The organism is Roseburia porci, assembly GCF_009695765.1.
Taxonomy (GTDB): Bacteria; Bacillota; Clostridia; order Lachnospirales; family Lachnospiraceae; genus Roseburia; species Roseburia porci.
This window is the reverse complement of sequence record NZ_VUNI01000004.1, coordinates 78610-98645: the sequence shown is the minus strand read 5'-3', so window position 1 is coordinate 98645 and position 20036 is coordinate 78610. Positions and strand designations below refer to the sequence as shown.

Below are 20036 nucleotides of genomic sequence, written 5' to 3'. Positions count from 1 at the left end.
TCCGTAATCGGCCAAAAATAAAACAGAGCCTGGATTCATTTGCATGTCACAAATGAATCCAGGCTCTGTTTTATTGTAACTGACTAATGATCGACTGTCAGGATGCACTTTTATCTATTTCGAGATGCATTTTAAATGCTTTTAACTGCACATGAGATGCATAGATATTCTTATAACGGTAAATGCTAAGTACAATGCCGGCCAGCATATAGCTTACGACCAGACTCGTATTACCTGCTGAAAAAAACGGAAGAAACGACCGGATAGAAGGTATCATTCCCAGATTTTGCGCAATATTGATCACTGCATTCAGCATGATTACCATTGCGCAGCCAACTCCCATCGCCATGCCAAGCTGGTTGTGCTGATGTACCGCAATCATAAAAAACCGTATGATCAGAAACGCAAGAGCCGCACAGATCAATATACCTGCAACGAATCCATAATTCGAGATCAGGTAAGTAAGTACAAACTGTGATTCTCCTCCCGGAAGATTCGCAGAAAGGTTCTGTCCACTGTCTCCGATCCAGGTACTTGCCCGGATGCCGTCTACAGCAGTCTTCGCTGTATAATCCCATTCTTTCTGGCCAGTAAGAATCATGCGAATACGCATCACCTGATAATTTGCGGCTCCACCCATAACATATTTCTGAACAAAACCTAAAAGCGGAAGGCCAAGCACAGTTCCCCATAACCCTACCAGCGTTTTTTCTTTTGCAATGTGATACCATCCTTTTCCAACCGCAATTGTCAGTACAACCGCCTGCGCCACCAGAAGTATAGCTGCAAGTGTCAGACTTGGCATACGCAGTGCTGCGATAATTGGTAAGATCATCCATATGATTGCCTTTACCAGTCCTTGATATCCACTTCCATAATACGAATAAATAATTGCTGCATAAAGAGGCACATAGAAAAGCATAAGTGGAAAAAAGGAAATCTCAATTCCTCCAACCTGAATGGATTGTGTTACACCATACATGGTTTCTCCCATATGACAGCCAGCAAACACTGCTATCAAAAGAAGAACCGCGACTGGTTTTGCAAATTCTGCTATCCTTGTATCGTCCAGCCGATACATAAGAATCATAAGCACTAATCCAACGGTTGCTCCGCATACATATTCCTGTGTTCCAAGCAATATATGCATCACACTTGCCGCAATTGTTATTACAGTAATAAACAATATCATTTTCCACGCAATCTGCGGCCGGTGTATCCGGTCAAGGGCAATTCCGGTCTCCACAGGACTTCCCATATCCAAAACAGCGGCTTCCTCTGCCTGTCCCCTGGACATTCCGGATGAAATATTATCCGCAATCTGTTGTCGGATATGCTCCTCAATTTCATCCCGAATTGCATCATGAGCCTGTCTGCACCGAATCTGTTCCAGTAAAATCCGTAAATATTCTTCCATTCCCTATACCCCCATCGCCAGTACTCTTGCTACTGCATCCTGATATTCCGTCCATTCTTCCTTTTTCCTGTCAAGCATATTCATACCAGACTGTGTAATACTATAATATTTTCTGGTTTTTCCGGCGTACTCCTTTTCATAAACCCTAAGCATCCCCTTATCCTCAAGACCATGCAAAAGCGGATACAGCGTTCCCGCCTTCAGTTCAAAAACATTCTGTGACTTTTGGCGGAGTGTATCGATCATTTCGTAACCATACATGTCTTTTTCCGATAAAAGCTTTAAAATCAACATTGTCATACTTCCCGAAACCAATGATTTTTCAACTGCCATTTTGTCCTCCTTCCTTGCGATATATCGATTCAGGTGATTCTCCGTAAATGCCGAAAAATCATTCATTACACCGAAAAATTGATAGATTTGATCATACAAAACAGCAGATTCTCCGTAGAAGAAACATTTTCATTGATTACGCCGTCAAATGCTGCAAAACTGACGGTGTAATCACAAAGAAATAACGATTTACGGAGAAAAGGATAACTATCCTGCATGTCAGAGCTATGAAATTAGGTGTAAACGAACAAAGTTTCATCATTACGGAGAATTCCCTGTGAATTTCGCATTTTTAATTATATAGATGTTCGATATATCTGTTATCTATATAGTATATCGACAGTCTATATATGTCAACTGCATTTTTAAGTAAAAACTCCGGAAAGCCTGAAATAAATCTCACGCCTTCCGGAGTTCTCTACCTTTTATCTTACTGTTTATGCATCCTCTAAAAATCAAAATCCTCGTAATCAGCCGGAAGAAACCGGTGATAAATCATATGACAGCCCTCATCTTTAAAGCAATAATAATACGGATCTTCTTTATCATCCGCAAAACGAAGAAGATAATCAAATTCCCCATTGTTAATTTCTTCCATAATGACGTGATCCGAATGCTGATCAAACAACGCTTTGATCTGTTCTATCGTGACATGGTGCTGCTGCAGAAGTTCAACCAGTGTCTTTATGAACTCGTTTTCCTGCATATGCGCATGCACATATTCGCTTCCTTCTTCGGGAATATGAAAACAGAATCGGTCTTTTACATGTGAAACCGAGATCTCTCCGAGTTTTTCCGTCAGTGATTCTGGAAGATCTGACAGTCTCTTTTGCATATCCTCTGTGTTATCCTCTGCATCAAAAAAATGATTCAATGAACTGAGCGGATAATAAAGCCTTACCTGCTCTTTCCGATAACCAAGTTTTGCCTGTTCCTCTTTCATAATATCAATCAGGCTTCTCTCAAGCTGTTCATATCCCATTTTCTGTGTCTCCTTTTTCTAATTTCAATTACTTAATCCAGATTAGGGTGTCAAAAGGTGACTTTTTTGACACCCTAATCCTAATTCAATTATTTTCCTCAAAAAAATAAGATGGAAATCAAAAAAGATCACCACCTCATCTCTGTCTGAATGCGGAACGTGGGACTTGAACCCACACGCCTCGCGGCACAAGAACCTAAATCTTGCATGTCTGCCAATTCCATCAGTTCCGCTTATTGCAACTTCCTGCAGCTGCAAAACTTACTAGGAAATTATAGCGGATGAATGGTGAAATTGCAACCAAAATATGAAGGATCATTCCGGTTTCTTTAAAAACTGGATGATGATATCATAATTCTCCGGTTTATGAGGAAACGTACAGTCTGTGCAGACCTTGATCTGCCTTCCATTCTTCTCGATATAGGTATGGTTGCCCGGACAATGCTTTCTGTTATATAACGGACAATAACAAAAAAGACAATTAAAGTCCCCTTCCAGCTTATGACACGGGAAGTACTGGCATGCTCTGTTTTCAAAAAAGCGATAAGAATTCTCCATAGTTCTCCTCTTTCAACCGTTTATTTTACAATGACAATAGTAAGATATCCGCTTTCTGCTTCAAGTTCTTCCATTCCTCGCATGATCTTCTGCTCCGAAAGTCCACAGTCTGATACCGCATAGATCTCATGATAGCTTTCCGGGCTGGCAAGCAGCCTCTCCTTTAATTCTATCAGCTTTTTACCGGATTTCATATAGATTTTTGTGCCTTTTAACTGCAAGGATTCCTCCAATTCATAGGAAGCCGGTATGATGTGGATCTCATCCTTACCATCTCCAAGTGAAATTCCAAGTGCTGCTGCCACAGCACAAAAAGACGGAACACCACTTATCATCTTCGCCTGATAACCATCCCTGACAGCCCTTTCGTGCATGTAATTATAGGTAGAATAAACGGACGGATCTCCGATCGTCAGAAAAGCAATCTCTTTCCCCTGCTCTAACATTTCCCGCAATTCTTCATAGATCTGATCGTGTGCACCTTTTAATTGCTCCTTGTCACGGATCATTGGAAAATGTCTGCACAGGATCTCCTTTTTATCAATGTCAGGAATCACGGATCTGACGATCCGATATGCGTAACACTCTTCTTTTGGCTCCGTCGGAAGGATCACAACATCACTGTTTTCAATTGCTTTTACCGCAGCAAGTGTCATAAGCCGGGGATCTCCCGGACCGACACCAATGCCATATAATATTCCTCTCATTTCGTTGTCTCCTGTTTCCATTTGCGCATCTGCGCAACAAAATGATACACAAATTCCGGATTGGACGGATAATACAGATGTGGATAACCCCACCAATGGTCAGATGTGCTGTGGATACACGGCCAGTTTCTGCCCGTCACGGGTTTTTGCGCAATACAGTCCATGCCATTATCTGAACTGTCATAATAATGAAATTCATGTCCCCGGATCTTCGTCCCGGCCGGCAGCCAGTCAGCTTCCTTTTCTTCTATCTCCACATAGCCAAAACGCACCAGTTTTCCGGTATCTTTGCATTCTGCCGGCAAAACGCCTGCCATGTGGAAAGCTGCACCGGTTTTATCCACAAGTGTATCATGCAGATACATGAATCCTCCACATTCGGCAACCGATGGCATTCCTGCTGTGATCGAATCACGGATTGCTTTTCGCATCTTCTCATTTGCCTCCAGCTCCCCTGCATGCAGCTCCGGGTAGCCTCCGCCAAGAAGGATACCATCAATGTTCTGCGGCAGTGCCTCGTCATGGATTGGAGAAAACCAGACAATCGTGACTCCCTTTTCCCGAAGCAGCCTCAGATTGTCCTCATAATAGAAGCAAAATGCCTCATCCTGCGCAACAGCCAGACGAAGATTCGCACACGATTTCCCGTCATTCTCCGGCTCTATTCCATTCTTTTTCTCCTGACCATCCGCTGTTCTTTCACTTGTCTGCAAAGCATCACCGTCTGCAGTCTTCCGTGAAAAGTCATCTATGTTCCCTGCTTCATTTGCGATTGCAAGAATACGGTCGATATCCACCGTTTTCTCCAGCTGCACGGCCGCCTCATGCAGTTGTCTGCGGATATCATCGATTTCCCCAGGCATAACAAGTCCGAGATGCCGTCCCGGAAGCACAAGCTTCTGCGTTTTTGGAAAACATCCAAGCACTGGAAGTTTCAGTTCTTTCTCAATAAGCGGTGCAATGGTCTGAAGAAACATCGGTGTTGTCCGGTTTAAGATTACGCCACGGATCAGATGGCTTTTATCGTATTGAAGAAAACCTGCAAGAAGCGGGATCATGGATCTGCCCATTCCATGTGCATCCAAAACAAGTACAATCGGAATATCTAAAACCTCCGCAAGATGATATGCGGATCCCTCTTCCCTGATACCGCCAAGACCGTCATAAAGCCCCATCACACCCTCGATGACAGATATTTCCGTCTTATCATCGGTTCCCTTAGAATTCATCTGATATAGCTCCCGAATCTGTTCCGGACCTGAGAAAAACGTATCCAGATTTCTTGATGGCACACCGATGATCTGTTTATGAAACATCGGATCAATATAATCCGGTCCACATTTAAATGCTCTTGTTCTGATGTCCCGCTGCTTCAGTGCCTGAAGCAGGGCACAGGTGATCGTTGTTTTCCCGCTTCCGCTCTTTGTTGCTGCGATAAGAACTCCCGGATGTTTCATACTTCTTTCCTTTCCAGTGTGAATGATGCGATCATGACCGGATTCTCAGCCTGCATCAGATGATACGATCCAATGGCCTTAGAACGGCTTGCCTGTACCCAGACAACCTCGGGATCATTCACCCATCCCTCTTTTAACAGATTCGATATCTCTCCGATTGTCTCCATGCTGATCGCATTGATCACAATACGGGTCTTCGGATTCTTGCGGTAAAGAATCATCAGAATCTCTTTTAGATTGCCACTGCTTCCCCCGATAAATGCATGGGTCGGTGCCTCGAGATCCACAATTCCACCTGGTGCCTCCGCCTCAAGAACCTGAACATTATCCAGTCCGAATTTTTTCCGGTTTTCCTCGATCAGCTCTACCGCCTGTGGTTTTTTCTCGATTGCATATACCTGAATACTGCTGCTCCTTGCAGCAATCTCCATTGCAATGGAACCGGTTCCGCTCCCAATATCATACACAACTGCATCTTCCCTCAGATGCAGTTTACTGATGGAAATTTCACGGATTTCCTCCTTGGTCATTGGAACCTTGTCTCTTACAAATACCTCATCCTTCCAGCCATGTGTTACTGCTCTTTTCTGTTTCGCCGGATTGCAGACCAGACAGGTATACAATCCCTCCTCTGTGATCGAACCACACTCATCCGGAGTCAGTTTTAAAATGCGTTCTTTCGGATAGGAAAGCTCATAACCGATCCAGAGTATGCAGTCTTTCAGCCCGGATTCCATAAGAATCTGCCCGATCCGCTGTACATTCTGCGCACCGGACATCAGCAAAAAGGTCTTTTGATGATAACGGATTGCATCCACCACGGAGGCTCTCCATTCTTTTTCCTCGCCTCTTCCATGGATACTCATGATCTTTGCATCCTGCCAGCTGATTCCGGTACGTGCCGCAAGATAAGAAATCGATGAAATTCCCGGATAAACCGTCACTTCCCCGATATCCGCTGCATCAAGCTTTTCTTTCATTTTGCTGCAGCCACTGTAAAAGCCGGTGTCTCCGGAAAATAAAATTGCGACCCGGTGCGGTCCTTCTGGCAGATTACGCAGACATGGCAGTATATCCTCTGCAAGATAATATGGATACTTTTCTGCATTTTTTCCAGCCAGGGACAGCATTCTTTTTGCACCAAAAACAACGTCTGCCTGCGCAATCTCATTTTTGGCAGCGACCGTAAGCGTATCCGGGTTGCCCATTCCAATACCGATCAGCGCAATTTTAATTTTACGTTCTTTATCCTTTACCGGTCCGGAGGCTGTAAGAATCCTGCATCCCAATAATTCCTCTAACCGTCTGAGTACATTTTTCAGGGTAAAACCAGAGCTTTGTTTCTCCGGGTTGACGATCACATAAACCGGAATCCCCGCTTTTTTTGCAGCTTCCAGTTTCTCTGTATATCCTCCCGCAGATCCACTTTCCTTGGTGACCAGACATTTGATGTCAAACTGACGGATCAGTGCTAGATTCAATTCCTCAGAAAACGGCCCCTGCATCGCAAGAATATGTTTTCCGGCAATTCCCTGTTCTTCACATAACCGGATGCTTTCCATTCCCGGAAGGACACGCACAAAAAGTCTTTCTTTTACTTCCTCTTCTCTACAGAAAACGGCCAGTTCCTTGCTTCCTGTCGTAAGCAGAATATTCCCGGACATGGATTCTAATGCGGCAGCACATTGCGCAGCATCTGAAAAATATTTCTTTTCCCCGATCCCGTAATCACTGCTTGCTGTATCACGTTTCAGTCTCAGATAAGAAAGGCATACCTTCTGCGCTGCTGCCCTGATATTCTCAGATACTTCGGTTGCAAAAGGGTGTGTGGCATCCACAACGGCCGCATAATTGGAACTTTTCATGAAGGCTTCCATCTCTTCTTCTCTCATGCGCCCCTGATGCACCTGAACGCCTGGAAGCTCCGGCATGACGAGTTCTCCATATTCCGTTGCTACGGACACTGTACATTCAATTCCTGCTGCAGAAAGATGCTCCGCAAGCTCTCTTCCCTCCGTTGTTCCCGAATAAATGAGTACCTTTCTCATATCTGATAACCTCTTTTCGTAATCAGCTTTCCATTCACGATCTCAGACTGTGAATTACCGATAAAAACCGTTGTAAACATATTTACTTTGCAATCCCGCAGTTCCCGGATCGTACAGGTATGTGCTTTCGTTCCTTCTCTTCCGATATTCTCCACATAACCGCAGGCGCGCTCCGGCTCTACTCCGTTATTCATCAGGATATCACACGCCTTCTGCAGATAATCTGCCCTCTTATGGCTGGACGGATTGTAGATTGCCATTGCAAAATCGCCCATTGCCGCTGCAATCAGACGTTTTTCAATGCGTTCCCACGGTGTCAGAAGATCACTTAAACTGATCACACAGAAATCATGGTTTAAAGGCGCACCAAGCACCGCCGCACCGCTGCTTGCAGCCGTAATTCCAGGAATCACCACAAGCTCTGTCTCCGGCTCTTCTTTGCCAAGTTCAAAAAGCAGGGAAGCCATTCCATAGATTCCCGCATCTCCACTGCATACCATAGAGACCGTTTTTCCTTTTTTTGCTTCCTCAAAACACATCTGACAGCGTCTGGTCTCCTGGCGCATCGGTGTGGAAAGAAATTCCTTGCCGGAAAAACGTTCTCCTAAAAGGCTCAGATAGACCGGATAGCCAATGATCACATCGCTTTCCTCCAGTGCACGGATCGCCTGAGCCGTCATCATATCCTCTTCTCCTGGTCCCATTCCAACAATATAGATTCGGTTTTTCATGTATTCTGCTTCCTCTCTTTCTTCTCGCTGCTTTGCGCTGTTTCCAGTACCAGCCGGTCATCTGCGTCCGTTTTCATATGCCACGGTGCGTAGGCAACTGCCAGTGTCATTCCGTTTTCGGCTGTCTTGTGCAGGATGAGCCTGCCTTCCTCTCCTGCTTCCGCCATTGCAGCCCTCTCACAGACATTTCCGACACCAACGTTATTTTTTACAAAATCAGATTCCTCGAACCTGCCACTAACCTGCTCCAGCTGTTCCGCCGAAAACGTTACAAACGGCAGCCGGTTGGCATTGGCAAACCGTAGAATCCCCTCTTCATCCTTCTTCCGGTCGATCGATGCCACTGCACGGACATCCTGCATCGAAACGGCAATCTTTTCCAGTTCTTTATCCACAAAGTCCCGGATCTCTTCGTATGGTTTTCCACGACGGCACCCGATACCAAGTACATATTCCTTTGGTTTCAGTCGGAGGATTCCATTGGAAAGCTGCTTGTCATCGGTTGCAATCACGATATCCACCATCTCTTCTTTTAAAACCTTAGATGAAACCCTGGCAATTCCGTCTTTGTTTAAAACGGACAGATTCTGTCTTTTTGCAAACACATCCACTGCAAACGTCTCATTGACATCCGTTGCTGTTGTGATCACCGGAACCGCACCAGCCTGATGTGCGATCCGCTCCGCCAGTTCATTTGCACCGCCCATGTGCCCGGATAAAACGGGAATCACAAAAAGTCCGGTTTCATCCATTACAATGACCGGACTGTCTGTTAATTTATCTTTGATCCACGGAGCAATCATGCGCACGGCAATTCCACATGCCCCGACAAAAACAATCGCTCTTTTCTCCCGAAACTGTTCTCCTGTCCAGGCTTTGACATCCGCAACCTGATCCTTTTTTGAAAAAAGAAGTACCTTCTCAGGAGCCCAGTTGCCAAACACGGTTTGGGAAAGCTGTTTTCCCTTATCCGTAAAACTGATTACACTGATCTCCATACTGCTCACTCTTTCGCTTTACGGTATTCTGTGCTGAAATCCGGTGCATAAAGCCGCGATCTGTCATAGTGCTGATGTGCAATGACATCACCAACCAACACCAGCGCTGTCTTTGTGATTCCATGCTCCTTTGCCACACTGGCAAGCGTTTCCACCGTACAGATGTATGCCTCTTCCTCCGGCCATGTCGCCTTATACACAAGTGCCGCCGGCGTATTCGGTTCATATCCGCCCTGAATCAGTCTCCTGCCCAGTTCTTCCAGCATTCCGGTGCTCAGATAGATTGCCATGGAGGCACGATGAGCTGCAAAACTCTCAATGCTCTCCTTCTTTGGAACCTTCGTGCGCCCCTCCATACGGGTGATGATCAGCGACTGTGACACTTCCGGCAGCGTGTATTCCAGATTCAGACTGGAAGCCGCGCCAAAACACGCACTGACCCCGGGACAGCTTTCATATGCGATTCCTTTTTCATCCAGAATGTCCATCTGTTCACGTACAGCTCCGTATATACTTGGTTCACCTGTATGAAGGCGGACCGTCATCCTGCCTTTTTGCTCAGCTTCCTCCATTACTGCAATCACTTCTTCCAGAGTCATCTTCGCACTGTTATAGATCTCACAGTCTGCTCCGGCGTATGACAGCAGTTCCGGATTGACAAGTGATCCGGCATAGATGATCACATCCGCCTTTTCCAACAGACGCATGCCTCTGACCGTGATCAGATCTGCTGCACCGGAACCGGCTCCTACAAAATAAACCATATCCGTTCCTCTTTCCCATATCTTATCCTTTACAGATTAGCATACATCCGCTCTTCATTCAATGTTTTACTGGATAAATCCCTGCGCCCGAAGCATTTCCATATAGGTGAGCAGACGGTCATAAAGCGGGTCTGCTTTCTGTCCAAATTCTCTTTTCACCTCCATGGCAATCTCATAAACGGATCTTGTCCCATCGAATTTCATCCAGATAAAACTTCCTATTTTGTCCAGATGTACCTGTGTTTTCTCCGGCTTTTTAATAAGTTTCTGTGCAATCCGGTTAAAAAAGCCTTTATTTTCTATAATAAGCGTGACATTTCCTTTTTCATCGCAGTCCCACTCTACCGCAGCTGCATGGCTGAACACATGATCCAGATAATTCTCTTTTTTCTTTTTTATCTTTTTACTCATTTTTTTCACATGCTTTCTGATTTCCTTTTGTATGGAATGCTGCTTTCTGAACCAGAAATACACTTACTATGAGTAGAACAATGCCTCCCCAGATTCCGGTATTCACCACCCCGGACAGATCGATCCTGTCTGCAACACCAAATACTGCAAGAAGAGCCAGGAGGATTCCTACAAGGCCTTCCCCTGCGATCATTCCCGAGCAGAATAATATTCCCCGGTTTGTGACATCTTTTCTTGTCTTTTCATCCTGTAACTTCTTTTTGCTGACGTACAGGCGCACCAGTCCTCCGACCATAATACCGGAGCTCAGTTCCAGCGGAAGATAAAGTCCGATTGCAACCGGAAGCACTGCAATTCCAAGAATCTCTACAACAATGGCAATAAATGCACCAATGATCACAAGAGCCCATGGCAGATTGCCATCCATAACGCCTTCCACGATCATTTTCATCAAGGTTGCCTGCGGTGCAGAAAGCTCTTCCGTCCCAAATCCCCACGCCATGCTGAGCAGATAAAGCACGCCGCCGATCGTGACTGCAGCAACCAGTGTTCCGATGATCTCACCGATCTGCTGTTTTTTCGGCGTGGCACCTAAAATATATCCGGTCTTCAGATCCTGCGAAGTATCTCCTGCCATGCATGCGATAATGCAGATCACCGATCCGATCGCAATTGCTCCCTGCATCCCATGTATGCCAGTATCTCCAGACATTTTAAGCAGAAGTGTTGCAAAAAGCAGTGTTGCAATTGCCATTCCAGATACCGGGTTATTACTGCTCCCTACAAGACCTACCATTTTTGAGGAAACCGTTGCAAAGAAAAAACCAAAAAGTACGATCATAACTGCACCGGCTATTGAAACCGGTATGGATGGCACAAGCCAGATTACAAGCACGAGTAATGCAATCATCCCAAGCACTGTTTTCATGCTGAGATCACGTTCTGTACGAAGCGTCATGTCTTCATGTCCTTTTCGCAGGGAACGGATTGCTTCCCGGAACGTTGAAACAATAAGTGGAAGTGACTTCACCAGACTGATCATTCCGCCAGCAGCCACCGCTCCTGCTCCAATATACCGGATGTACAGACTCCATATCTTAGTGGCACCGCCAGCCTCATAAATCTGTCCGATTGTCTCTGTTCCCGGATAAATCGTATTATGATATCCAAATATTACAATTGCCGGGATTAAAACAAGCCAGCCAAGAATTCCTCCCGCAAACATATAAGAAGCTATTTTGGGTCCGCAGATATATCCAACTCCGATCAACGCCGGATAAACTTCTGTTGCAATTTCCGTTTTCAGGGTATTAAGACGCATCGATACAGCTCCTGGAATGATCTTAAGTCCATCTACCACAAATTTGATACCTGCAGCAATCCCCATCCCAGCAAAAACCGTGCTTCCGCCAGAACCTTCTTCTTCCCCTGCAAGTAATACTTCTGCACACGCAGTTCCCTCCGGATATGGAAGTACTCCGTGCTCCTGAACGATCAGTGCATTTCGAAGCGGAACCATAAAAAAGACGCCAAGCAATCCTCCGCAGATTGCAATTACTGCAATCTCCAGAATTCCCGGTGTCTCTATTTTTCCTTCTGATGCCCATAAAAATAACACAGGAAGCGTAAAAATCGCTCCTGCCGCTAATGATTCTCCCGCTGAGCCAATAGTCTGGACCATATTGCTCTCAAGGATTGAATCCTTTTTCAAGATCAGGCGGATTACTCCCATCGAGATCACAGCCGCCGGAATCGAAGCGGACACAGTCATTCCAACACGCAGTCCCAGATATGCGTTTGCCGCTCCAAACACAATTGCAAGAATGATTCCGGTAATAATCGAAGCAGCAGTAAGCTCCGGAGTAACTTTGTCTGCTGGAATATATGGTTTAAAAGTCTCTTGATTCTTCATAAAACCTCCTTTTAGTAGCCATTTGCAAAATTTTTCAAAATATACTAACGCATATACCACACATGCTTAATTTACATTTCAAAAATCTCACAATTGTCTACTGTATTCTAGCAGATGCATTTTTCTCCGCCTAGTGATGGTTTCTGGATAAAATTCCATTTTCTGGATTCTTAGTCCGGGCACTTGTAGTGCGATTTTGTGAAATGAAATTCCAGAAAAATATATAAAATTATAGAGAGAACCGATTTACAAAAAATAAGCATTTTGTAAATAGGTTCTATGTAAAATATTTTTGAAGGAATTCAACTACACACAAAAAAAACGCCAGCTCCCACATGTGACCATGTGAGAACTGGCGTCTTATTTTATTCAGACTACCGTCCGATTCTGTTTTTAATTACAGGATTCCACCAACTGCTAAGAATAATGGTGCGAATACTAATGCAACAACTGTCATAAGTTTGATCAGGATGTTGATTGAAGGACCTGATGTATCCTTGAATGGATCACCTACAGTATCTCCAACAACTGCTGCTTTATGAGGTTCGCTTCCTTTTCCACCGTGTGCTCCAGACTCGATGTATTTCTTAGCGTTATCCCATGCTCCACCGGCATTTGCCATGAAGATAGCCATCATAACACCAGTTACTAATGCACCAGCAAGAAGTCCACCTAATGCTTCAGCACCGAAAAGAAGACCAACTGCGATTGGAGCAACGATAGCGATGATACCTGGAAGTAACATCTGTTTTAATGCTGCGCTTGTAGAAATAGCAACACATGATTTGTAATCAGGTTTGCTTGTTCCTTCAAGGATTCCCTTATCAGCATGGAACTGACGACGAACTTCTTCGATCATCTTGTAAGCTGCTTTGGAAACAGATTCCATTGTGATAGCAGAGAATAAGAATGGAAGCATAGCTCCGATAAATAATCCGATGATTACATATGGATTTAAGATGGAGATGCTCTTTAACTCTACAGCTTCTGAGTAAGATACGAATAAGGATAATGCTGTTAAAGCTGCAGATCCGATTGCGAATCCTTTACCAACAGCTGCTGTAGTGTTACCTACAGAATCCAGTGTATCTGTAATATCACGAACGCTCTCATCTAATCCAGACATCTCAGCGATACCACCTGCATTATCTGCGATTGGTCCGTAAGCATCAACTGCTACTGTGCTTCCTGTTGTAGCAAGCATACCAACTGCTGCAAGTGCGATTCCGTATACACCAGCGAATGCATATGCTGCAAAGATACCAACTGCGATCAGAATGATCGGAATTGTACATGAATGCATACCAACTGCAAGACCACTGATGATGTTTGTTGCTGCACCAGTCTCAGACTGCTCAGCGATTTTACGTACATGACGATATTTATCAGATGTATACCACTCTGTGATAGATCCGATTAAAGTTCCAACAATCAGACCAGCGATGATTGCTCCTGCTGGTTTGAAAGAACCAAGGATCGTATTACTTAATACGATTGCAACAACGATTGTAATGATGTTTGCAATATTTGTTCCAAGTTTTAATGCTTTATGAGGATCTGTGCCTTCTTTACCACGTACACAGAATACTCCAAGGATGGATGCTGCGATACCAACTGCTGCAAGAACAAGTGGATATAAAGCTCCAGCTGCTCCATCATGATACAGAATACCTAATGTTACTGCAGATACGATAGATCCAACATAAGACTCGAATAAGTCAGCTCCCATTCCGGCAACGTCACCAACGTTATCACCAACGTTATCAGCGATAACGGCTGGGTTACGTGGATCATCTTCCGGGATACCAGCTTCTACTTTACCAACAAGGTCAGCTCCTACGTCAGCAGCTTTTGTATAGATACCACCACCAACACGAGCGAACAGTGCGATTGAAGAAGCACCAAGGCTGAATCCGAATAAAATGTCTGCATTACCTGTTACAAAATAGATCATGCTGACACCAAACAGACCAAGTCCAACAACACAAAGACCCATAACTGCACCACCGCGGTATGCGATTGGAAGTGCCTTTGTCATTCCGCCTTCTTTTGCAGCGTTTGCAGTACGTACGTTAGCACGTGTAGCAACCTGCATTCCAGCGTATCCGGCAATTGTAGAAAAAATTGCTCCGATTACAAAACAAATAGCTGTAGTCCAGCCAATTCCGAATCCGATCGCAAGGAATAATACCACGATAAAGATTACGAGAATTTTGTACTCAGCCATAAGAAATGCCTGTGCACCCTCATGAATAGCAGCGGCAATTTCTTTCATCTTATCAGTTCCCTCATCCTGTTTTCCAACCCAGACTGCAAGGGCAGCTGCGATTACTACAGCAAGGATACCGATAGCAGGAATTAAATAAACCATAATTCTTCTCTCTCTTTCCTATATTTTGTCACAGTTTTTGAGTATATCGAAAGATTGTCAAAAAGTCAACATTCTATGCCAAAATACTACTGAGAAAGTTTCTGTTTTATTTATTTTCTTCGATCCATTTTTTCAGATTTTCTTTTGGCAGGAATCCAACCTGCTGCGCAACCTTTTCTCCATTTTTGAAAATGAACAGTGCTGGAATATTGGTTACACGGTATTCTCTTACCAGTTCCATGTTTGCATCTGAGTCAGCATTGAAGAAATCAGCCTCCCCTGCCATCTCGTCAGAAAGCTCCTCTAAAACAGGAGCCAGCATCTGACAAGGGCCACACCATACAGCAGAAAAATCGACAACAGCAAGTTTGCTTGCTTTCACAGCCTGAAAATCATTGTTTACAATTTTGTTTACCATATTTGTTTCTCCCTTCGAAAATTTTTAATTCTGAAGTTCTTATTTATAAGGTTCTACTTTTGACTCAATCTCTGCAAAGAGCTTCTCTTTTAAGTTTGTCACAAAATCAAATGCTTCATTCACCGGAATCATTTCTTTTACACGCTTATCTCTTGTCACAATTTCCACTGCAGATTCTTTGAGGTTACGCGGACTTACAACAACACGGATCGGAGCTGCGATCAGATCTGCCTCTGAGAACATTGCACCCGGGCGGATATCACGGTCATCATAGATAACTTCCACACCGGCATTCTGAAGATCTTTATACAACTTGTCTGCAGTTGTTTTTGTCTCTTCATCATCTACGCGCAGACAGCAGATTTCAACTTCCCATGGTGCAATTGAGATTGGCCAGATCGGACCATACTCATCATGATGTGCCTCACAGATAGACGCAGCCATACGTCCTACACCAATACCATAGCATCCCATAACCGGGTATTTCAGTTCTCCGTTTTCATCGCTGTACTGCATATTCATTGCTTTTGTATATTTTGTTCCAAGCTGGAAGATATTACCAACCTCGATACCTCTTTTAATTGTAATTGCAGGTTTTCCACAGCATGGGCACACACTGCCCTCTTTTACCTTGGCAATATCGACGTACTCGACATTTCCAAGATCACGCTCCAGATTCAGCCCTGTATAATGATATCCCTCTTTATTTGCACCTGCTACAATCGCATCCAGTCCTTTTAATGTTGTGTCGCAATAGAAGGTAACTTTATCTGAGATGTTGTAAGGTCCGATATATCCGGCTACAAGCGGTGCATCTTCTGTAATCTCTGCCGGATGAATATCCTCGCCAACAAGATTACGCAGTTTGGTCTCATTTACTTCATAATCACCACGTACAAATGCAACTACAAAGCTGTCATCTGCATTTTTCTGGTAAACAACTGCTTTGCAGGATTTTTTTACGTCGGAATGTAAGAAACAGCATACGTCATCAATGGTCTTGCAGTTTGGTGTCTCAATACATTGTAATTCTTCCAGTTCACCCTTGCTCTCGTTCTTTACGATATTCTCTGCTGCTTCCATGTTTGCTCGGTAATCACATTCATTACAGATTACGATCGAATCCTCTCCAACCGGTGTTAAAAGCATGTATTCATGGGATACGCTTCCTCCCATCATACCAGAATCTGATGCAACCGAAATAACCTCTGGAATTCCCGCTTTCTGGAAAATACGATGATATGCCTGATAGCAGACATCATAATATTTCTCGAGATCTTCCTGTGATGTATGGAATGAATATGCATCTTTCATTGTGAACTCACGCACACGGATCATTCCGGCTCTTGGTCTTGCCTCATCACGGAATTTTCTCTGGAACTGATAGATCATAAACGGATACTTGTTGTATGACTGTCCATATTCACGCACCAGCTGTACTGCTGCTTCCTCATGTGTCATTCCAAGTACGAGCTTTGCGTCATTACGGTCTCTTAAACGAACAAGTTCGTTTCCAACACTTTCGTAACGTCCTGACTCTTCCCAGAGTTCTGCCGGCATTACGACCGGAAACAATACTTCCTGTCCATCGATCATGTTCATCTCTTTGCGGATGATTGCTTCAATCTTTGCTGTGATTCTCTTTAATGTCGGGAACTCAGAATAAATTCCGTTTCCAACATATTTCATGTAACCACCACGAATCATCAGTGCATGGCTGTCGATCACGCAGTCTGCCGGTTTTTCCTTAAATCTTTGTCCTACTAATTTTGATACTTTCATCATGACCTCCATTAAAAAAGCCCTAAGCTGCAAGGATCTCTCCTTGTCTGCTTAGGGCGAATATACAATCCGTGTTACCACCTAACTTCAGGTCTTAGCCTGCTCTCAACTGTAAGCTATCACTTACACTGCCTCTGATAACGGTGGCCTCCGGCAGGATTTCTCCAGAATCCGATTCTGTCTTCATCCCACGACTCCCAGACTGGTTCCCTATCTGTCCACAAAAGCCTCACACCATCCGGCTTCTCTCTGAATGCTTCCGATACGTACTTTTTCTGTTCAACGTTTGAGAAAAAGCTACCACAATTTATCCGAAAAGTCAAGGCGGATTCACTACTTATAATCCATAACTAAAAACATTGGTTTGATTGCTACGACCTCATCATACTCTTCCTGCTCAACCACCACACTGGAATTTAATGCTTTCAGGTCATCTTTCAGGATTCCAAGCGCTTCCGGAATTGTCTGTGCACGTCCCTCTTTCAGTATGTCCTGCATACGTTTCAGAACGATTGGATGTGCATAACATGCCGGCACCGGGAAATCCGGATATGTTCTGATATAACTCTCCATGGCATCTACCGAATCCAGCAGATGTTTCTCCACAGCTTTCCGGTTATTACGTGCCGTCGGAAGTACACTTGCACCGGAAAACAGAAAGATGGCTGCAAGACCAAATAACAGGAAATAAATTCCAAATCCGGCATGTGTTGTCAATGCATAAATGCCATATATAAGAGCCCCCACTCCTATAAGTGTAATTGCGAGTGCAACCCATTTGTATGCCGGATTACTTCTATCATACACTCTTTTCTTTTTTGCAGACTGGCTCAGATTCAGATAGAGATCTGAGTTGTTATGCAGATATTTTTCTGCATTCTCCAGTGTATGAATACTATGCTCTGCTTCTTCCGTAAGTGTGACATTGCGATATTTTTCTTTTTGTTTTCTAGCTTTCTCTGCAAGCTTCCGCTCCGCCTCTTTACTATGGAGCGGGATGTCAGGGTAATTCTTCTCAACATGGGCAAGCAGTTTGTCGACGTCTTCTTCATGTTTGAAATTGCACTGTTTCTCTTTGCCATTGTCATATTCCACCACAAGATAAGGAAGCGTTCCAAAAGAGCCCTTACCAGTAAATCCGCCCTTGCTCATGGCAATCCTTTTGAAAACCCGCTTTACATTCTTCATTGGAATGTAATAGCAGCGGTCAACATAAAAGCTGTTCAGATAAATTGCTTTTTGTCCGATTCCGCAAGGTCCAAATTTTTTGCAGTTCTTTTTGTCCATTTTTAATTCGTCATCTGCCAGGGAAACATTTCCCAGCCTCTGTGGTTTAAAGATCATATGCAATCCCTCCTGCTGTCTTTACTCTGTCTTTAAATGGCAATGCCACCACAGGCAGGTACTCCCGTCTGTGATGGCATTGGTCAGTTTATGCATTCTTTGCCGGTTTCTTTGTTGCATGGATAAAGATTCCAAGGAACAGTGCTGCAAGCACGATTCCTACCGGGTATGCAATTGTTGTGGAAAGTCCAAGACACTCTCCTGCACAGAAGAAGTATGTCATAGATACAGCACTCATGAATGTTGCAGGAACTGCTGTAATCCAGTAATTCTTCTTCTCGCGATACAGATACATACTTGCTGTCCAGAGAACGATCATTGCAAGTGTCTGGTTTGTCCAACTGAAGTATCTCCATACGATTGCGTAATCCAGATGTCCGACAAATGCGCCAACTGCAAGAAGCGGAACGCACAGAATCAGACGTTTCTGCATTTTATCCTGGTCGATCTTGAACCAGTCTGCCAGAACCAGACGTGCACTACGGAATGCGGTATCTCCGGATGTGATCGGACATGCGATAACACCGATCATTGCAAGTGCTACACCAACACTGCCCATTGTCTTGATACATACATCGTAGATTGCTGCAGACTGTCCACCTGCAAGGACTTCGCTAAGTCCGGTGCTGAGGCCTCCGGTAACTTTGTAAATAGCGCATCCTGCTGCAGCCCAGATCAGAGCGATCACACCTTCTGCAACCATTGCACCATAGAATACGAAATGTCCCTGTTTCTCAGATTTCATACAACGAGCCATCAGTGGTGACTGTGTAGAATGGAATCCGGAAATTGCGCCACATGCTACAGTGATAAACATGAAGCTCCAGATTGGTTTGCCTTCCGGATGCATATTGTGGAAGTTGCTCCAGATCTCCGGAATTGAATATTCGGAATGTGTGAAAATACCAATGATAACTCCGACTGCCATAATGATCAGGCAGATACCGAAGATCGGGTAAATTCTTCCGATGATCTTATCAATTGAAATAAATGTTGCAATAAAGTAATACAGAAGAATGATCCAGAGCCAGAACTCAGTATTCGCAACGATTCCTGTAACTCCACCATTCTTAAACAGTGTTACGATCAGACCAGCCGGTCCGACTGCAAATACAGTACCTACCATTACAAGAAGAACAACACTGAATACACGCATTACGTTCTTCATTGCATTGCCAAGGTATTTTCCACATACCTCAGAAATAGAAGCACCATCATTACGTTCAGAAAGCATACCTGAGAAATAATCATGTACACCACCTGCAAAAATTGTACCGAATGTGATCCAGAGGAATACAACCGGTCCCCAAAGTGCGCCCTGCATAGCGCCAAAGATTGGTCCAAGTCCAGCGATATTTAAGAGCTGTACAAGGAAAAGTTTCCATTCCGGCATAACTACATAGTCAACGCCATCGTTAATCCTTACTGCCGGTGTCTCTCTGTCATCTGGTGCAAAGGTATTCTCCACAACCTTACCATAAACAAAATAGCCACCGATCAATAATGCCAGACAAATAAAAAAACTAATCATAACAACACCTCCAATGCATAAACATTAGTTTTTATATTTCATAAATTTATTATAGCGCTTTTGTTCTAAAAAACAATATTTTTTATCGCTTTTTTGTGTATTTATTACAATACATTCATTTGACGTTTCTATTTCGTTCGTCATAAGCCATAATTTGATTATCAAACTCTTTATATTCGTTTCCTCCCTGACATTTATTCTGAATTCAAGGCTATTATACTGCTTCTGTTTTTGAAAACAACAGCTTTTCTGTATTTTATCCGGTGCAAAAA

General features: G+C 44.0%; 17 protein-coding genes, 1 tRNA gene and 1 other annotated feature. All 18 genes read right to left on the bottom strand.

All coding sequences use genetic code 11. The features are described 5' to 3' along the window. Window positions 1-97: 97 nt before the first annotated feature. The 18 genes from FYJ75_RS03900 to FYJ75_RS03815 all read right to left on the bottom strand — a co-directional run bounded on the left by FYJ75_RS03900 (window position 98) and on the right by FYJ75_RS03815 (window position 19764). The gene (locus FYJ75_RS03900; RefSeq protein WP_154429056.1) at window positions 98-1417 is read right to left on the bottom strand and encodes an FtsW/RodA/SpoVE family cell cycle protein; all 1320 of its coding nucleotides are present in this window, start codon (window positions 1415-1417) and stop codon (window positions 98-100) included. Between the two features lie 3 nt (window positions 1418-1420). After that, a complete protein-coding gene (locus FYJ75_RS03895; RefSeq protein ID WP_154429054.1) occupies window positions 1421-1750 on the bottom strand; it encodes a PadR family transcriptional regulator in 330 nt (109 codons plus the stop codon). Window positions 1751-2198: 448 nt separating this feature from the next. Further along, window positions 2199-2732 (bottom strand): DUF3877 family protein, encoded by a 534-nt coding sequence (locus tag FYJ75_RS03890; RefSeq protein WP_154429052.1) that lies wholly within the window; start codon window positions 2730-2732, stop codon window positions 2199-2201. A 151-nt stretch (window positions 2733-2883) separates the two neighbouring features. Further along, a tRNA-Leu gene (locus FYJ75_RS03885) sits at window positions 2884-2965 on the bottom strand. A gap of 82 nt (window positions 2966-3047) precedes the next feature. Further along, the gene (locus tag FYJ75_RS03880) at window positions 3048-3290 is read right to left on the bottom strand and encodes a cysteine-rich small domain-containing protein (RefSeq protein WP_154429050.1); all 243 of its coding nucleotides are present in this window, start codon (window positions 3288-3290) and stop codon (window positions 3048-3050) included. Window positions 3291-3310: 20 nt separating this feature from the next. Then, window positions 3311-3997 (bottom strand): precorrin-2 C(20)-methyltransferase, encoded by a 687-nt coding sequence (gene cobI, locus FYJ75_RS03875; RefSeq protein ID WP_235906999.1) that lies wholly within the window; start codon window positions 3995-3997, stop codon window positions 3311-3313. After that, complete coding sequence (locus FYJ75_RS03870) at window positions 3994-5454, bottom strand: cobyrinate a,c-diamide synthase (protein WP_154429046.1); 1461 nt, start codon at window positions 5452-5454, stop codon at window positions 3994-3996. The genes cobI and FYJ75_RS03870 overlap by 4 nt, the downstream gene beginning before the upstream one ends. Next, entirely contained in the window at window positions 5451-7502 is a 2052-nt protein-coding gene (cobK, locus tag FYJ75_RS03865; RefSeq protein ID WP_154429044.1) for a precorrin-6A reductase, read from the bottom strand. Before cobK ends, FYJ75_RS03870 begins: the two co-directional genes overlap by 4 nt. Beyond that, window positions 7499-8233, bottom strand: coding sequence for a precorrin-3B C(17)-methyltransferase (gene cobJ, locus FYJ75_RS03860; RefSeq protein WP_154429042.1), 735 nt, complete (start codon window positions 8231-8233; stop codon window positions 7499-7501). The genes cobK and cobJ overlap by 4 nt, the downstream gene beginning before the upstream one ends. Further along, window positions 8230-9231 (bottom strand): cobalt-precorrin 5A hydrolase, encoded by a 1002-nt coding sequence (locus FYJ75_RS03855; protein ID WP_154429040.1) that lies wholly within the window; start codon window positions 9229-9231, stop codon window positions 8230-8232. Before FYJ75_RS03855 ends, cobJ begins: the two co-directional genes overlap by 4 nt. A 5-nt stretch (window positions 9232-9236) precedes the next feature. Next, window positions 9237-9995 (bottom strand): precorrin-4 C(11)-methyltransferase, encoded by a 759-nt coding sequence (gene cobM, locus FYJ75_RS03850; protein ID WP_154429038.1) that lies wholly within the window; start codon window positions 9993-9995, stop codon window positions 9237-9239. Window positions 9996-10061: 66 nt separating this feature from the next. Next, window positions 10062-10406 carry a PqqD family protein gene (locus FYJ75_RS03845; protein ID WP_154429036.1) on the bottom strand — a complete coding sequence of 115 codons (345 nt, stop codon included), beginning with the start codon at window positions 10404-10406 and terminating at the stop codon, window positions 10062-10064. Beyond that, window positions 10399-12318: an OPT family oligopeptide transporter gene (locus FYJ75_RS03840; protein WP_154429034.1), complete on the bottom strand. Its 1920-nt coding sequence runs from the start codon at window positions 12316-12318 to the stop codon at window positions 10399-10401. Before FYJ75_RS03840 ends, FYJ75_RS03845 begins: the two co-directional genes overlap by 8 nt. Before the next feature lie 397 nt (window positions 12319-12715). Then, window positions 12716-14689 carry a sodium-translocating pyrophosphatase gene (locus FYJ75_RS03835; protein ID WP_154429032.1) on the bottom strand — a complete coding sequence of 658 codons (1974 nt, stop codon included), beginning with the start codon at window positions 14687-14689 and terminating at the stop codon, window positions 12716-12718. A gap of 106 nt (window positions 14690-14795) precedes the next feature. Next, window positions 14796-15107: a thioredoxin gene (gene trxA / locus FYJ75_RS03830; RefSeq protein ID WP_154429030.1), complete on the bottom strand. Its 312-nt coding sequence runs from the start codon at window positions 15105-15107 to the stop codon at window positions 14796-14798. Window positions 15108-15146: 39 nt separating this feature from the next. Beyond that, window positions 15147-16889 (bottom strand): proline--tRNA ligase, encoded by a 1743-nt coding sequence (locus FYJ75_RS03825; protein ID WP_154429028.1) that lies wholly within the window; start codon window positions 16887-16889, stop codon window positions 15147-15149. A 49-nt stretch (window positions 16890-16938) separates the two neighbouring features. Then, window positions 16939-17181, bottom strand: a binding site (T-box leader). Between the two features lie 41 nt (window positions 17182-17222). Next, a complete protein-coding gene (locus FYJ75_RS03820; RefSeq protein WP_154429026.1) occupies window positions 17223-18233 on the bottom strand; it encodes a prepilin peptidase in 1011 nt (336 codons plus the stop codon). A gap of 88 nt (window positions 18234-18321) precedes the next feature. Continuing rightward, a complete protein-coding gene (locus tag FYJ75_RS03815; protein ID WP_154429024.1) occupies window positions 18322-19764 on the bottom strand; it encodes a carbon starvation CstA family protein in 1443 nt (480 codons plus the stop codon). Window positions 19765-20036 lie beyond the last annotated feature (272 nt).

What these genes read in the sequence shown, in the direction of transcription:
- FYJ75_RS03855 (WP_154429040.1), bottom strand. Translation starts at nt 9,231, where the DNA reads ATGGAGATCAGTGTAATCAGTTTTACGGATAAGGGAAAACAGCTTTCC.
- FYJ75_RS03820 (WP_154429026.1), bottom strand. Translation starts at nt 18,233, where the DNA reads ATGATCTTTAAACCACAGAGGCTGGGAAATGTTTCCCTGGCAGATGAC.
- trxA (WP_154429030.1), bottom strand. Translation starts at nt 15,107, where the DNA reads ATGGTAAACAAAATTGTAAACAATGATTTTCAGGCTGTGAAAGCAAGC.
- FYJ75_RS03900 (WP_154429056.1), bottom strand. Translation starts at nt 1,417, where the DNA reads ATGGAAGAATATTTACGGATTTTACTGGAACAGATTCGGTGCAGACAG.
- cobI (WP_235906999.1), bottom strand. Translation starts at nt 3,997, where the DNA reads ATGAGAGGAATATTATATGGCATTGGTGTCGGTCCGGGAGATCCCCGG.
- FYJ75_RS03825 (WP_154429028.1), bottom strand. Translation starts at nt 16,889, where the DNA reads ATGAAAGTATCAAAATTAGTAGGACAAAGATTTAAGGAAAAACCGGCA.
- cobK (WP_154429044.1), bottom strand. Translation starts at nt 7,502, where the DNA reads ATGAGAAAGGTACTCATTTATTCGGGAACAACGGAGGGAAGAGAGCTT.
- FYJ75_RS03895 (WP_154429054.1), bottom strand. Translation starts at nt 1,750, where the DNA reads ATGGCAGTTGAAAAATCATTGGTTTCGGGAAGTATGACAATGTTGATT.
- FYJ75_RS03845 (WP_154429036.1), bottom strand. Translation starts at nt 10,406, where the DNA reads ATGAGTAAAAAGATAAAAAAGAAAAAAGAGAATTATCTGGATCATGTG.
- FYJ75_RS03835 (WP_154429032.1), bottom strand. Translation starts at nt 14,689, where the DNA reads ATGGTTTATTTAATTCCTGCTATCGGTATCCTTGCTGTAGTAATCGCA.
- FYJ75_RS03880 (WP_154429050.1), bottom strand. Translation starts at nt 3,290, where the DNA reads ATGGAGAATTCTTATCGCTTTTTTGAAAACAGAGCATGCCAGTACTTC.
- cobJ (WP_154429042.1), bottom strand. Translation starts at nt 8,233, where the DNA reads ATGAAAAACCGAATCTATATTGTTGGAATGGGACCAGGAGAAGAGGAT.
- FYJ75_RS03815 (WP_154429024.1), bottom strand. Translation starts at nt 19,764, where the DNA reads ATGATTAGTTTTTTTATTTGTCTGGCATTATTGATCGGTGGCTATTTT.
- FYJ75_RS03840 (WP_154429034.1), bottom strand. Translation starts at nt 12,318, where the DNA reads ATGAAGAATCAAGAGACTTTTAAACCATATATTCCAGCAGACAAAGTT.
- FYJ75_RS03870 (WP_154429046.1), bottom strand. Translation starts at nt 5,454, where the DNA reads ATGAAACATCCGGGAGTTCTTATCGCAGCAACAAAGAGCGGAAGCGGG.
- cobM (WP_154429038.1), bottom strand. Translation starts at nt 9,995, where the DNA reads ATGGTTTATTTTGTAGGAGCCGGTTCCGGTGCAGCAGATCTGATCACG.
- FYJ75_RS03890 (WP_154429052.1), bottom strand. Translation starts at nt 2,732, where the DNA reads ATGGGATATGAACAGCTTGAGAGAAGCCTGATTGATATTATGAAAGAG.